General features: G+C 70.2%; 13 protein-coding genes. 6 read left to right on the plus strand and 7 right to left on the minus strand.

Features of this window, described 5'->3' with window-relative positions:
• The first annotated feature begins 208 nt into the window (after positions 1–208).
• The 3 genes from MQE23_RS24355 to MQE23_RS24365 all read left to right on the plus strand — a co-directional run bounded on the left by MQE23_RS24355 (position 209) and on the right by MQE23_RS24365 (position 3,580).
• Complete coding sequence (locus MQE23_RS24355; protein ID WP_243380270.1) at positions 209–2,530, plus strand: histidine kinase; 2,322 nt, start codon at positions 209–211, stop codon at positions 2,528–2,530.
• Positions 2,527–3,204 (plus strand): response regulator transcription factor, encoded by a 678-nt coding sequence (locus MQE23_RS24360; protein ID WP_020273419.1) that lies wholly within the window; start codon positions 2,527–2,529, stop codon positions 3,202–3,204. Before MQE23_RS24355 ends, MQE23_RS24360 begins: the two co-directional genes overlap by 4 nt.
• 97 nt (positions 3,205–3,301) lie before the next feature.
• Positions 3,302–3,580, plus strand: coding sequence for a hypothetical protein (locus MQE23_RS24365; RefSeq protein ID WP_128092589.1), 279 nt, complete (start codon positions 3,302–3,304; stop codon positions 3,578–3,580).
• 3 nt (positions 3,581–3,583) lie between these two features.
• Here MQE23_RS24365 and MQE23_RS24370 read toward each other — a convergent pair whose 3' ends face one another.
• The 3 genes from MQE23_RS24370 to MQE23_RS24380 all read right to left on the minus strand — a co-directional run bounded on the left by MQE23_RS24370 (position 3,584) and on the right by MQE23_RS24380 (position 5,252).
• Entirely contained in the window at positions 3,584–4,003 is a 420-nt protein-coding gene (locus tag MQE23_RS24370) for a nuclear transport factor 2 family protein (protein WP_020273417.1), read from the minus strand.
• Positions 4,004–4,068: 65 nt separating this feature from the next.
• Complete coding sequence (locus MQE23_RS24375; RefSeq protein ID WP_020271849.1) at positions 4,069–4,440, minus strand: hypothetical protein; 372 nt, start codon at positions 4,438–4,440, stop codon at positions 4,069–4,071.
• Between the two features lie 200 nt (positions 4,441–4,640).
• Positions 4,641–5,252, minus strand: a complete 612-nt coding sequence (locus MQE23_RS24380) for a DinB family protein (RefSeq protein ID WP_037668437.1) — start codon at positions 5,250–5,252, stop codon at positions 4,641–4,643.
• A gap of 915 nt (positions 5,253–6,167) precedes the next feature.
• On the opposite strand from MQE23_RS24380, the gene MQE23_RS24385 reads away from it, so the two are divergent.
• Positions 6,168–6,482: a hypothetical protein gene (locus tag MQE23_RS24385; RefSeq protein ID WP_037668440.1), complete on the plus strand. Its 315-nt coding sequence runs from the start codon at positions 6,168–6,170 to the stop codon at positions 6,480–6,482.
• Positions 6,483–7,605: 1,123 nt separating this feature from the next.
• Here MQE23_RS24385 and MQE23_RS24390 read toward each other — a convergent pair.
• On the minus strand, positions 7,606–8,367 hold the full coding sequence (locus MQE23_RS24390) for a phosphoglyceromutase (protein WP_020271854.1): 762 nt from the start codon (positions 8,365–8,367) through the stop codon (positions 7,606–7,608).
• Positions 8,368–8,524: 157 nt separating this feature from the next.
• On the opposite strand from MQE23_RS24390, the gene MQE23_RS24395 reads away from it, so the two are divergent.
• The gene (locus MQE23_RS24395) at positions 8,525–9,826 is read left to right on the plus strand and encodes an MFS transporter (RefSeq protein WP_020271855.1); all 1,302 of its coding nucleotides are present in this window, start codon (positions 8,525–8,527) and stop codon (positions 9,824–9,826) included.
• Between the two features lie 57 nt (positions 9,827–9,883).
• Entirely contained in the window at positions 9,884–11,161 is a 1,278-nt protein-coding gene (locus MQE23_RS24400; RefSeq protein ID WP_243380271.1) for a serine hydrolase domain-containing protein, read from the plus strand.
• A 28-nt stretch (positions 11,162–11,189) separates the two neighbouring features.
• Here MQE23_RS24400 and MQE23_RS24405 read toward each other — a convergent pair whose 3' ends face one another.
• The 3 genes from MQE23_RS24405 to phoU all read right to left on the minus strand — a co-directional run bounded on the left by MQE23_RS24405 (position 11,190) and on the right by phoU (position 12,630).
• Positions 11,190–11,441, minus strand: a complete 252-nt coding sequence (locus MQE23_RS24405) for an SCO4226 family nickel-binding protein (protein ID WP_020271858.1) — start codon at positions 11,439–11,441, stop codon at positions 11,190–11,192.
• A gap of 173 nt (positions 11,442–11,614) precedes the next feature.
• A complete protein-coding gene (locus MQE23_RS24410) occupies positions 11,615–11,770 on the minus strand; it encodes a hypothetical protein (RefSeq protein ID WP_243380273.1) in 156 nt (51 codons plus the stop codon).
• A gap of 158 nt (positions 11,771–11,928) precedes the next feature.
• Positions 11,929–12,630: a phosphate signaling complex protein PhoU gene (phoU, locus tag MQE23_RS24415; protein WP_020271860.1), complete on the minus strand. Its 702-nt coding sequence runs from the start codon at positions 12,628–12,630 to the stop codon at positions 11,929–11,931.
• Positions 12,631–12,779 lie beyond the last annotated feature (149 nt).

A 12,779-nucleotide genomic window follows, 5' to 3' on the forward strand; every position in this document is an offset into this window, starting at 1 on the left:
TCGGTCGGGAACGCGACGTTTCCCGATGCGAGATGTCGACGTTTCCCGATGCGGGATGTCGATGTGATCGAGCCTATGGACGGCAGGTCGCCCGGTCCTCACGCTGCGGAACGGTCGTCCCCGCGACGTCTGTAACCCAGGTAAGAGACCGAAATCCGCCTCCAGCCGGAGAGTGGCCCCTGGCCTGCGGCCCTAGCCTGGTCGGGTCATGAATCGAACCGACGACCGACTTCTCCCGGTCGCGCTGCTCTGCGCCCAGGCCGCGGTCTGGCCCGGCGCGGCGCTGCTGCGCGGGACCGTGCCGCCCGCCTCCGACCTGCTCGTGGCGGCGCTGGTCGGCGGACTGACGACGGCCGCGCTCGCCCTGCGCCGTACCCGCCCGGTGACGACCCTCGTCGTCATCGCCGCCGTCTGCGCACTGGGCGCCGGCCCGCTGCCCACCGGCGCGGTCGCGGTACTCGGCACGGCAGGTGTCGCACTGGCCCTGTTCAGCGTGGCGACCGAGCGCGACACGTACACCGCCGTCCTGTCCGTCGTCACGCTCGCCGCCTGGCAGTCACTGCACGGCCTCACCCTGCACGGCCTGAGCGCCCCGGACGGCCTGGACCTGGTCCTGACCGCTCTGCTCTACGCCGCCGCGTGCGGTTCCGGCCTGCTGGTACGGCGTACTCGTCGCGCCCGGCAGGCCGCCGAGCGCCTGCTGAAGCGGGCCGAGGCCGAGCGCCACCGCCTCCCGGAGGCCGAGCGGCGCCGTATGGAACGGGAGCTGCACGACGTGAGCGCCCATCACCTGACCGCCGTGGTCGTCACGGCCGGGGCGGCCCTCGGCCTGCGCGAGCGACGCCCCGAACTGGCCGCCGAGGCCCTCGAGTTCGCGGTCGAGACGGGCCGCGAGGTCAGCCGGGCGCTCGGAGCGGTCCGTGCACCGGCACCCGCACAGGAGGAACTGCCGTCCCCGGACGAACGGTTGCGGGCGCTCGTCGCAGGGTTCCGCCGCCTCGGGCAGCAGGTGGACTGCGAGATCGACCCACTCCCGGACGGCACCGTCGCGGACGCCGTGTACGGCATCGTCCGCGAGGCCCTGACCAACGTGACACGGCACGCGCCCGGCGCGCACACGACGGTTCTGTGCCGGTACGGCGACACGCGCACGGAGGTGGCGGTCAGGAGCGCGGCGCCCCCGGCCGGTTCACCGGCCCACGGCACAGGCCTCGGCTCGGGGCGGGGCCAGGGTTTCCTGCGGTCCCGGGCGAGGGAGGCGGGCGGCACGCTGACGAGCGGCCCGACGGCGGACGGGGGCTGGGAGGTCAGGGCGGTCCTGCCCGGCCGGAACACCCCGTCGGTCGAGCGAACCGTCCCCCGGACCTACCGCCTGGCCCAGCTGACGGCCGCTGCCGGTCTGGCCGGCCAGCCGCTGCTCCCGGTGCTGGTGATCCGGTCCTCGGAAACCACGCCTGGGTCCCACGTGTCCGCCGGCGTCCTCTTCGCGCTGCTGGCCGCCGCCCAGGCGGTGGCACTGCTGTGGCTGGCGCGAGCGCCCAGGGCGGCCTACGGCGTCCTGCTCGGGCTGGTGTTGCTGTGGCCGCCGGCGATGGAGGTGGGCGGGTACACCGGACCGGTGCTCCTTCCGCCGCTGCTGAGCGGGATCGCGACCTGTACGGCGCTCGTGGTGAAGGCGGCGCGAGGGGTCGCCGACCCGTCGCCCGGCCATCGTCTCCCGGGTGCTCTCCCGGGTGCCCTGCCGGGTGCTCTGGTGGCTGTGCCGGTGCACGCGGCAGCGGCGGCGGCCGCCGTCCTGGACCGCGGTACGACGCTCCCCGTCTGGGCGGTCGGAGCGGGCGCGGCGGCCGGAGCAGCCGTGGCTGTCGGCACGGCCCACTGGTACGGAACGCTGCGCGGCCGGCACGAGGCGGCCGGCCGCAGCACCCGGGACGAACGCCTGGCCACCTGGACCGAAGAGGCCGTCAGGGAAGCATGGGCCGAACGCCGCCGGATCGCCACGGGCCTGGAGACCACCGTCCTGGCACGCACCGCCGACATGATCGCCGAGGCGGAGGCCGGGCACCTCGACGCGACAGCGGACCGCGCACGCGAGGCCCTGGCCGCGATGCGAGCCCTGCTGGACACGGTGAGGGAGGGCGATCCGGCCCCCGACCTGCGACCGCAGCCCACCCTCCAGGCCCTCGACCTGCTGGCCCACCAGTGCCGGGCGACGGGCAGGGACGTGGAGATACGCCGGACGGATCGCGTGCCCGAGCGGCTGCCGACGGCGGTGGACCTGGCCGCCTACCACGCGGCCGAGACGCTGCTGGCGGCCGGCGGTACGCGGCCGGCCCTGCTCGAACTCGACGCGGACGGCGATACGTTGACGCTCACGGCCACAGGGGTGACCGCCGCAGCCGAGCCCGAAGTACGCCGGCGCCTGGAAACACGGGTCAAGGCACTCAACGGCACTCTCACCACCGGCCCGGGAGGCAGTACGCTCCGCCTCCGCCTGCCGCTGTCCGGAGAAGAGGAGACCGAGCGATGAGCCTCAAGGTGCTGGTCGTCGACGACCAGGGCATCGTACGGGCGGGCTTCGCGGCGGTGATCGACGCCGAGGACGACATGACGGTCGTGGGCGAAGCCGCCGACGGTGTGGCAGCGGTACGCCTCGCCGAAGACCTCTCGCCCGACGTCGTCCTCATGGACGTACGCATGCCCGAACTGGACGGCATCGCCGCCACCCGCATCATCACGGCCCGGGAGAACGCCCCCCGGGTCCTGGTCCTGACCACCTTCGACCTCGACGCCTACGTCTTCGACGCCCTGCGCGCCGGTGCCTCCGGCTTCCTCCTCAAGGACGTGCACGCCTTCGAACTCCTCCAGGGCATCAGGGTGGTGGCCACGGGCGAGTCGGTCCTGGCCCCGTCGGCGACCCGCCGCCTGATCTCCCACTACGCATCCGGCCCGGGCCCCCGCAACGCCGGCGGCCCCCACGAACTGAACACCCTGACCGCGAGCCAGCGGAACGTCCTGGGCCTGATCGCCGCCGGCCTCAACAACGCGGAGATCGCGGACACCCTGGGCATCACCGTAGGCACGGTGAAGTCCCACGTGAACGCGCTCCTGCGCAAACTCGGCCTACGGGACCGGGTCCAGGCCACGATCCTCGCGTACGACCTGGGCCTGGCGCACCCGAACAAACCCGGCACGCACCTTTGACGAACCCGATGACATCCCTATGACCTCCCGACCGAGGAGTCCCACCGTGACCGCTGCACCTCCCGGCCGCTCGCTCTCCCGCAAGGCGGCCCACGCCCTGCGCCATCCCGCCGCTCTCGTCTACCTCGCCGTCTGCGCGCTCCTGTTGGCATGGGCACTGGTAGTGACGCTGGCCGACGGTTCGGACGAGTCGATGGCGGGGGTGATCCCGCTCCTGGCGACCGCCCCCGTGAGCCTGGTCCTGCTGGCACTCCCGGACCACGGCTCGATGCTGGTCGCCGCCGTCGTGCTCGGGGCGCTGGTGAACGCCCTGGTCATCGGCGCGTGCGCCCGGGCGCTGCGCGGGGGCGACAGCGCTCGTGATCAATACACATAGGCGTCAGGGCGTGCACGCCGCGGCGATCGACGCGCTGTTCTCGTACAGATGATGCCGGGTGATCCGCCCGCCCTCGACGGTGAGCCGCAGCGCGAAGGGCCCTGAGAAAGACTTGCCGGTCGCACGGACGGTCCCGGAGAGGTGCCCCATCAGAACGGCGTCGGTACCGTCGACCAGGATCGTGTCGATGGACGCGCGGGCGTCCTCCGGCACGGTGTACTCGGCCAACTCGTCGGCCTGAGCGGCACATTCGGCGGCCGTGGACCGAGGTCGGATCCAGGGAACGACGGGGTTCTCGGCCAGCATCCAGTCGACCTTGTCCGCGAAGAGCCCGGTGAGCCCTTCGGTGTCGCCGGCGAGCCGGAGTTCGAGAAACTTCTGGACGGTGGCGCGGGTGGCGTCCGCGGCGCTGGTGGCTGTCATGAGAACCAGCGTGCCGGGACGCCGAAGGCCCGTCGATTACGTCGGAGGTAAGGACGGGGACGCTTCTATGCGGCGCCCGAGTAGATGCAGTCCATGGGCACGTACCCGGTGGTGCCGCGGTACTTCACCTTGCGCCAGTGCGGCGAGTCGTCTCCACCGCACGAGCTGTAGACGCCGCCCTTGACGGTTCCACTGGACATGCAGCCGTTGGTGTTCTTGTACCAGAGGCGCAGGGCTGTGGCGCTCATCTTCGGCTTGTTGCGGATCTTCACATTGGTGATGGCGTGCCCCATCGGGAAGTCCGCCGTGCAGCCGGCCGCAGCCGTGGCCGCCGAGGCCGTCCCGGCCGCGACGGTGCCTTCCGCGGCCGTTGCGGTGCTGGTGCCGAGCATCGCGCATGTGGCGATGACCACGGGAATCAGGAGACGCTTGGTCATTCGGGTCTTCCCCCTTGAACCTGCGAGGTCGGGTGCGGGCATGCCAGGAGAAGGCGCGAACGTTCCCCCGTTCCGCCGCACGTTGCAAGTGGGAACCTATCAGAGGGTACGGGCGCGTTTTCGCTGGACCGACGGCACACACAAGACCTCAACAACCGCTGCTGCGAATGGACTTGGCCGGCACCGACGCGCTCGGACGATCACTGCCCGACCCGTCCGTCGATCAGCTCACGCAGCAGGTCGGCGTGACCGCAGTGGCGCGCGTACTCGCCGATCTGCGCCACCAGCACGTCACGCAGCTGGAGCTGCCCACCCGGCTCGGGCCCGAGGTCGGAGTACCCGGCGTTCCGTGTGGCGAGGTCGGTGACACCGGCCAGATACCGCTCGTTGAGCTCCACCTCGGTCCGCCACTGCCGCCACGCCTCCTCCACGACCACCGGGTCCGCGACCGCACCGTTGAAGTCACCGTCCCGGTCCTCCTCGGTCCGGTACAGCTTCGGCGCGTCGTCCCCGGCCATCACCCGCCGGAAGTGCCGCTCCTCCTCGGCCAGATGCCGCACCAGCCCGAGCAACGACATGGTGGACGGCGGCGCGGACCGCCGAGCCATCTGCTCCGCGTCCAGCCCCGCGCACTTCATCTCCAGGGTGAGGCGGTAGTGCCGCAGGCTCTCCAGCAACGCCCCACGTTCATCGACGATCTCCACCTCGGTCTCGCGCGGGTCGTCGCCCGGATCCACCCACATGTCGGGATAGACGCTCGCCCGCGTCCACCGAGCGACCGCTGGTTCACTGACGTGCTCGTTCGAGACCATGCGGGGATGGTGGACGACGTGGGGAAGTGACCGCCACCGAATATCGGAGCCATGAGGTTCCCTATTCGGCGGTGCCTATCGCTTCTGTGCCCTGTAGCGCTTCATCAGCAGGGTGGTCCGCGCTTGGTCCGCCCGACCATTGAGCTCAGCCAGGAGATCGTCAGGGCACAACTCGTAACCTGGCCCCAAAGCGGGACCATACGCAGGCTGCGGCCGTCAGGCGAGGAAGTTTCTCTCTGGTTCCTCACGTAGGACCCGACTCCGTATGTACGGCCCGACTCCATGTCACACCGGCGTTGGCGTCTTGCTCGAGCAAAACAACAAGCCCCCTGCCGGCGGAGAACCCTCGGGCAGGGGGCTTACGATTGTGCGCTTACTTCTTCTCCCCCTGGGTGTTGTCGGGGATCCCGGTGGGCTGGCTGGGAGGAGTAGAGACACGTGGGCTTCGGCTTCGTCGGCCTCCACCACCGTGCGGCTGGCAGTAGCCGTTTCATCCGGCTGGGTTTCCGCACGCTCGTTCCTGTCGCGTCACTCCAGCGCAGCGCCCCATGAAGCGAGTCTGGCAGAGGCTGCGCGGGCAGGAGGCGACTGAGAGGCAACTGCTTGCGAGAGCTACGGAGTCTCACATGTGGTGCGGCGGACTTCAGCGCTCGAGGTCGGGCGCTGCCTCGATGACGTCAGCCCAGACGCGATCGATCCAGGGGTTGCCCTTGACACCGAGGCGTGCGGCGACGGCGTCGTCGAAAAAGCACGCCTGAGCGACTCCTACCGTCTCGTCGGGCCACCGATCCGCGATACGGAACCTCTGGGCGTGACCCGCACTCCACCGGCCGGAGCCGGGATCGCCGGTCGCGGAGCACCTCGGGGCGGCTTAGGCTTGAGATCAAGGGCCCTCGAGTGGAAGGGAACCTTGAGATGCATTTCGTTCTGATCGCGACCCACACCCCGGAAGTCTGTCCGACCTCTCACGCGACAACGCGCGACTTGATGCTGCAGACCGCACCTGATATCCCGAACCTCGCCCAGAAGGCAGGCGTCGAGATCGTGGCCGGCCCCTTCGTCAACCGTGAACACACGATTGTCGTGGTCGTACAGTCCGACAAGGTCGAGAACGTCGACCGCTTGCTGATCGATTCTCGCCTCCCTCAATGGAACCGCGTCCGCGTGCTGCCGTCGCTGACCATGGAGGAAGGACTCACCGATATCGAAGCGCAGACGCCGATCTTCTGAACCCACCCGCTCAGGCACGCGGCCGGTGCTTCGATGCGGGCGCCGAGATGCGCAATGGCCCTCCCGCCATCAGAGCAGACGAACACAGCCGGCCCCGCCTTCGCCTTCTTCAGGGCCGCGTGCTCTCACGCCGCGCCGGGCTGGAGATCGACCCGGCGCAGGTCGTGGAAGCGCCGTGGATCGATTGGCGTGGCGTGGGGCCAGAGCGTCGGGGCCCGGCGACGAGCAGCTGGAACACGGCTGCTGCCCTGGCTGGCTACGTGAGCCGGACGTTCGTACGGTCACAGGAGATTGCGACCAGCCACCTCCGTGCCTACTTCGGTCAGCCTTTGGAGTTCTCGCGATACCTTGCCGCGGAGCGTCTCGTCGCCGATGCGAACCTGACCGAGGAGCAGCGCGCCGAGGTCGTCACGGCACTCGCACAAGCCATGATTGCCGGGCCCGTCGCACCAGTTGCGGACATACCGAATGGCTCGAACGTTGACGCGGGAACGCGCGTGCGTAGGCAGGCTACGACGGTGCCAAGATTTATCGCTCATGGCTCCTGACCTCTACGGCACCTCCAGGGCGGACAGCGTGGAGGAACTGGCAACCGCCGTGGGATGAATGCTCTCAGCTTGGGAAGCTGGGGTCAGTTGGGGCTGATTCGTGTGCTGACCTGCGCGAACGGTTCGGAGAGCTGAATGCGGAGCCCGGCCGCAGCCTGTCCGCCCGGATCGCGCGCACGCAACGCCTCGCCCGGTCACTCCACGTCCTGTGCGACCACTACGAGAACGGCGACCACGAGTGCCCGAAGGCGCCCGAGCGAGCCGCGTACCTGCGCATGCTTCAGCACTACCTCGCATGCCCGGCGTGCGGGGCCGTGGATGACAACGGGAGGCCATCGGCGGGTGCGAGGCCGGGCGACCGGCTCTATGAGGAGTACCGGCGGACACGACGCGGCCCTGCCGCCCCGCCGGCAGCAACCCGAGAGAAGAAGGGGAACCGCCGCCCGGCCTGAGGGCAACCGACGGTCACGGTGCAATCGGAACGGGGAGGCCGACGCCGGGAAGGCGGCCCCAGCTCACAGCGAGAAGCCCCTGCCTACGGGACCTCGTAGGCAGGGGCTCGAATCAAGTACCGCTTACTTCTTCTTCCCCTGGTTCTTGACCGCCTCGATAGCCGCCGCAGCCGCATCCGGGTCCAGGTACGTCCCGCCCGGGTTCACCGGCTTGAAGTCGGCGTCCAGCTCGTAGGACAGCGGGATGCCCGTCGGGATGTTGAGGCCCGCGATGTCCGCGTCGGAGATGCCGTCCAGGTGCTTGACCAGGGCGCGCAGGCTGTTGCCGTGGGCGGCGACCAGGACCGTGCGGCCGGTCAGCAGGTCGGGGACGATCGCGTCGAACCAGTACGGGAGCATGCGGACGACGACGTCCTTGAGGCACTCCGTCTGCGGCCGCAGCTCCGGCGGGAGGGTCGCGTAGCGCGGGTCGGAGAACTGGGAGTACTCGGCGTCACGGTCCAGCGCCGGCGGCGGGGTGTCGTAGGAGCGGCGCCACAGCATGAACTGCTCCTCGCCGAACTCGGCGAGCGTCTGGGCCTTGTCCTTGCCCTGGAGGGCGCCGTAGTGGCGCTCGTTCAGGCGCCAGCTGCGGTGGACCGGGATCCAGAGGCGGTCGGCGGACTCCAGGGCGAGCTGCGCGGTGCGGATGGCGCGCTTCTGGAGGGACGTGTGGACGACGTCGGGGAGCAGGCCGGCGTCCTTCAGCAGCTCGCCGCCGCGCGTCGCCTCCTTCTCGCCCTTCGCGGTCAGGTTGACGTCCACCCAGCCGGTGAACAGGTTCTTCTCGTTCCACTCGCTCTCGCCGTGGCGGAGGAGGATCAGCTTGTACGGTGCGTCGGCCATGCCCCAGAGCGTAATCCACGCATTCGCCCGTTCGCGTGGCTGCCCGGCAGGCGGACGTTTGACGGGTTCTGTTAATTGAGTGGCCTCCGTCAAGCGGGACTTTGTAATTTGTGACCCCTACGTGCGCCGCTTACATCCTTGCGCCCTGGGGGAGCCCATGTCGTCCATGCCGTACGCCCTGCGGGCCAGACGTGCCGTCCGGGAGACCGTCTCCGGACTGCCCCGCGAGTTCTGGTGGCTGTGGACCAGCACCCTCGTCAACCGGCTCGGCGCCTTCGTCGCGACCTTCATGGCGCTGTATCTGACGCTCGACCGCGGCTACTCCGCCACGTACGCCGGTCTGGTCGCCGCCCTGCACGGGCTCGGCGGGGTGATCTCCTCACTGGGCGGCGGCGTGATGACCGACCGGCTGGGGCGGCGGCCGACCCTGTTGATCGCGCAGGCCTCGACCGCCGTGTCCGTCGCGCTCCTCGGGTTCGTGCACCACCCGGTGGCGATCGCCGGCGTCGCGTTCCTCGTCGGCATGGCCAGCAACGCGTCCCGTCCCGCCGTGCAGGCGATGATGGCCGACATCGTCCGGCCCGAGGACCGTATCCGCGCCTTCTCCCTCAACTACTGGGCCATCAACCTCGGCTTCGCCGTCTCCTCCATGGGGGCCGGGTTCATCGCCGAGGTCAGCTATCTCGCCGGGTTCCTGATCGAGGCGGGGATGACGATGGTCTGCGCGATCCTCGTCTTCGTGAAGCTGCCGGAGTCCAAGCCCGCCGAGACGGTGAAGACGACCGCTGCCTCCGACAGCTCCGTCAGCCTCGGGACCGTACTGCGCGACGGGCGCTTCATGAGCGTCGTCGGGCTGTCCTTCCTCGTCGCGCTGATCTTCCAGCAGGCGTCGGTGGGGCTGCCGGTGGCGATGGGCGAGGCCGGGTTCACGTCCGCCGAATACGGCATGGCGATCGCCGTCAACGGCGTCCTGATCGTCGTGCTCCAGATCCCGGTCACGCGATTCATCGAACACCGGGACCCGCGCCGGCTGCTCGTCGTCTCGTCCGTCCTCGCGGGGTACGGCTTCGGACTCACCGCCTTCGCCGGGTCGGTCGGCGTCATCGCCCTCACGGTGTGCGTGTGGACGCTGGCCGAAATCGTCAACGCCCCGACGCAGACGGGCCTGGTCGTCCGGCTGTCCCCGCTCCACGGACGCGGGCGCTACCAGGGGATGTACAGCATGTCCTGGTCCGTCGCCGCGCTCGTCGCCCCGCTCATGTCCGGGTTCGTCATCGACCGATTCGGGGCGGAGTGGCTGTGGGGGCTGTGCGCGGTGGTCGGGACGGTGGCCGGGCTGGGGTACGGGGCGTTGCTGCGGCGAGTGCCGGAGGAGGAGCCCGCTGAGCCGACCGATCCGGCCGGGCCTGCCGCCGCGGCCCCAGGGGAGGTCCCGGAGCGTTCCGCGTCCGCTCCCTGATCCGGTTCCGGGGTGTCCCCGATGGTGTGGCGATACGGCGCTTGATGAGCTGTTCCCATGACCCGTCACCGCCACCACCACAGCCAGCCGCTGGCAGCCCGCTGCCTCCTCGTCGTTCTCGCCGCGCTCGTCGGCACCGCCACCCTCGCCGTCGCCGCCTCCGCGGTGGCCGGTACCTCCCACCACCCGCCGCCCCGATTACAGCCGGACGGCCAGGCAGTCCAGAAGGACCAGGCAGCCCATACGAGGACCCAGGCCGTGCTGGACCAGATCGTCGCGCAGGGCACCCCCGGCGTCATCGCCCAGGTTCGCGACCGGCACGGAGTGTGGGACGGCCGGGCCGGTGTGCGGAAGCTCGGCTCGGAGCGGCCGCGGAGCACCCACGAGAGGTTCCGTGTCGCCAGCGTGACCAAGACCTTCACCGCCACCGTGCTGCTCAAGCTCGAAGCCGAAGGCAAGCTGTCGCTGGACGACAGCGTGGCCAAGTGGCTGCCGGGAGTGGTGCGCGGCAACGGGTACCGGCCCGGGCACATCACCGTGCGGCACCTGCTCAACCACACGAGCGGGATCTTCGACTACAACATGGACGCCGGCTTCCGGGCCAGGTACGCCGGTGAGGAGTTCGACCGGAACCGGTACACCAGGTGGTCCCCACGGGAACTGGTGGACATCGCGCTGGCCCACCCGCCGAACTTCCAGCCGGAGCAGGGCAGCAGGCCCGGCCGCCCCGGCGAGTGGGATTACTCGGACACCAACTACGTCCTCGCCGGCATGGTCATCGAGAAGGCCTCGGGCTGCAGTTACGCGCGTGCCGTCGAGCGCCTCGTCATACGGCCACTCGGTCTGCGCGGCACGAGCGTGCCGGACACCGTGCCCGGACTGCCCGCGCCCCACGCGCGGCACTACTCGACGCTCTTCGAGGACGGGCCGCAGGCGAAGGTGCGCGACGTCACCGAGTTCAGTCCCACGGTCGCCTTCTCCGCAGGACAGCTGATCTCGACCGTCGGCGACGTGAACACCTTCCTGTCCAGCTTGCTGGCCGGTGACCTGCTGCCGCCCGTACAGCAGCGGCAGCTGCTCGACGCCGTCCCGGTCGACGGGGACAAGGGCCATGGCGGCCCGGAGGACGTCTACGGCCTGGGCCTACGGCACTTCAAGCTCGCGGAGGGCTGCTGGGCCTGGGGGCACGGCGGCATGATCCCCGGCTCCGCGACCCGCACCCTAGCCGCGGCGGACGGCCGGCAGGTCATGACCATGAACCGCAACGGCGACTGGGGCGAGCAGCGGCTGGAAGACGCCGCTGTCGAATCCGAGTTCTGCCGGAGCGCTCCCTGAGGCCGGCCGACCGGCCGCGCCGCTCACTTCACTGGACGGTCAACGGCACCGCGTGGATCTCGTCCGCCTTGTGTCCCGCGCGTTCGTGAATGCGCTGGACCGCTTCCGCGGAGGGTGCTTCGGAGAGGCAGTAGACGAGGCCGGACTCCGGGTCCGCCCAGGCCCTCTCGAAGTGCACGTTCTCGTCCCCTTCTATGGCGAGGTCCGCGTTGTGGGCCTCGCGCAGCTGCTCTTCCGTGATGCCCTTCATGCTGTGGTGGACATCCATGAACTTGGCCATGACGTCACGCCTCCTTCCCAGTACCCGGCGGCACGCGCCGGTACAGCGGGCGTACCTCCATGGTCCGCCCGTACGGGCACGGAGGCGACCACAACGGTCCACGACGTCCACAACGCCGCAGGGCCCCGGCGGCGAACCGCCGGAGCCCTGTCGGTCGTACGAACGTGCCGGCGTCAGCCGCACTGGCAGGGGCTGCCCGACTGGCAGCCGCAGCCGCAGCCCGAGCCGCAGCCGCATGCGGCGACCAGGGGCAGGCTCCTGATCTCGGCGGGCTGCTCGGTCCGGCGCTCCTGCGCGGGGTCGGGCGTGGTGCTGGGGGATTCGGCCATGGGTCCCTCCTCGAGGCTGGTGCCTGTGCCCATTGGACGCCCGTTCCGCCAGGCGCATCAACGGCGCACTGAGGCGCCCGCGCGCCCCGGCCGATCCCCGCCCGGCCCTTTCACGCCGGAGCAGGACCGGGCGAAACCGAGGGAAGGCAAACCGAGGATCAGGCGCTCTCCGCCCCCGTCGCCGCCTGGATCTCCGGCTGCGAGTCCGCCTGCAGCTCGTCCGCGTGCTCACCCGTCACCAGGTACACCACCCGCTTGGCGACCGAGACCGCGTGGTCGGCGAACCGCTCGTAGTAGCGGCCGAGCAGCGTCACGTCCACGGCCGTCTCGATGCCGTGCTTCCAGCGGTCGTCCATCAGGTGCTGGAAGAGCGTGCGGTGCAGCAGGTCCATCTCGTCGTCGTCCTGCTCCAGCTGGAGCGCCAGGTCGACGTCCTTGGTGATGATCACCTCGGCGGCCTTGGCCATCAGGCGCTGGGCGAGCTGGCCCATCTCCAGGATGGTGGCGTGCAGGTCGCTCGGGACCGCGCGGTCCGGGTAGCGCAGGCGCGCGAGCTTCGCCACGTGCTGGGCGAGGTCGCCCGAGCGCTCCAGGTCGGCCGACATGCGCAGCGACGTGACGACGATGCGCAGGTCCGTCGCCACCGGCTGCTGCCGCGCCAGCAGGGCTATGGCCCGGGCCTCCAGGTCGTGCTGGAGCTCGTCGACCTTCTGGTCGGCCTCGATGACGTTCTCGGCCAGCTTCAGGTCGGAGTCGAGCATGGCGGTGGTGGCGCGCCCGATCGCCGAGCCGACCAGCCGGGCCATCTCCACCAGACCGTCGCCGATCGAGTCCAGTTCCTCGTGGTACGCGTCCCGCATCAGGCTTCCCTCTCGTGCGTCTGTGTCGGGGGTTCAAGGGCCGGGGCCCACCGAACAACCGGCGGTACGACCGTCGTATTACCAACGGTCCGAACCCCACGCTCCCACGTTCCGGCCCGTACGCGTCCGTTTCCGTCATCCCAAATGAA

The sequence above is a fragment of the Streptomyces sp. HP-A2021 genome (assembly GCF_022807935.1).
Classification (GTDB): Bacteria; Actinomycetota; Actinomycetes; order Streptomycetales; family Streptomycetaceae; genus Streptomyces; species Streptomyces afghaniensis.

Coding starts and splice junctions, on each gene's coding strand:
- MQE23_RS24370 (WP_020273417.1), bottom strand. CDS start 4,003: ATGACAGCCACCAGCGCCGCGGACGCCACCCGCGCCACCGTCCAGAAG.
- MQE23_RS24390 (WP_020271854.1), bottom strand. CDS start 8,367: ATGGCCGACGCACCGTACAAGCTGATCCTCCTCCGCCACGGCGAGAGC.
- MQE23_RS24405 (WP_020271858.1), bottom strand. CDS start 11,441: ATGGCCAAGTTCATGGATGTCCACCACAGCATGAAGGGCATCACGGAA.
- MQE23_RS24375 (WP_020271849.1), bottom strand. CDS start 4,440: ATGACCAAGCGTCTCCTGATTCCCGTGGTCATCGCCACATGCGCGATG.
- MQE23_RS24385 (WP_037668440.1), top strand. CDS start 6,168: ATGCATTTCGTTCTGATCGCGACCCACACCCCGGAAGTCTGTCCGACC.
- MQE23_RS24355 (WP_243380270.1), top strand. CDS start 209: ATGAATCGAACCGACGACCGACTTCTCCCGGTCGCGCTGCTCTGCGCC.
- MQE23_RS24380 (WP_037668437.1), bottom strand. CDS start 5,252: ATGGTCTCGAACGAGCACGTCAGTGAACCAGCGGTCGCTCGGTGGACG.
- MQE23_RS24360 (WP_020273419.1), top strand. CDS start 2,527: ATGAGCCTCAAGGTGCTGGTCGTCGACGACCAGGGCATCGTACGGGCG.
- MQE23_RS24395 (WP_020271855.1), top strand. CDS start 8,525: ATGTCGTCCATGCCGTACGCCCTGCGGGCCAGACGTGCCGTCCGGGAG.
- MQE23_RS24410 (WP_243380273.1), bottom strand. CDS start 11,770: ATGGCCGAATCCCCCAGCACCACGCCCGACCCCGCGCAGGAGCGCCGG.
- MQE23_RS24400 (WP_243380271.1), top strand. CDS start 9,884: ATGACCCGTCACCGCCACCACCACAGCCAGCCGCTGGCAGCCCGCTGC.
- phoU (WP_020271860.1), bottom strand. CDS start 12,630: ATGCGGGACGCGTACCACGAGGAACTGGACTCGATCGGCGACGGTCTG.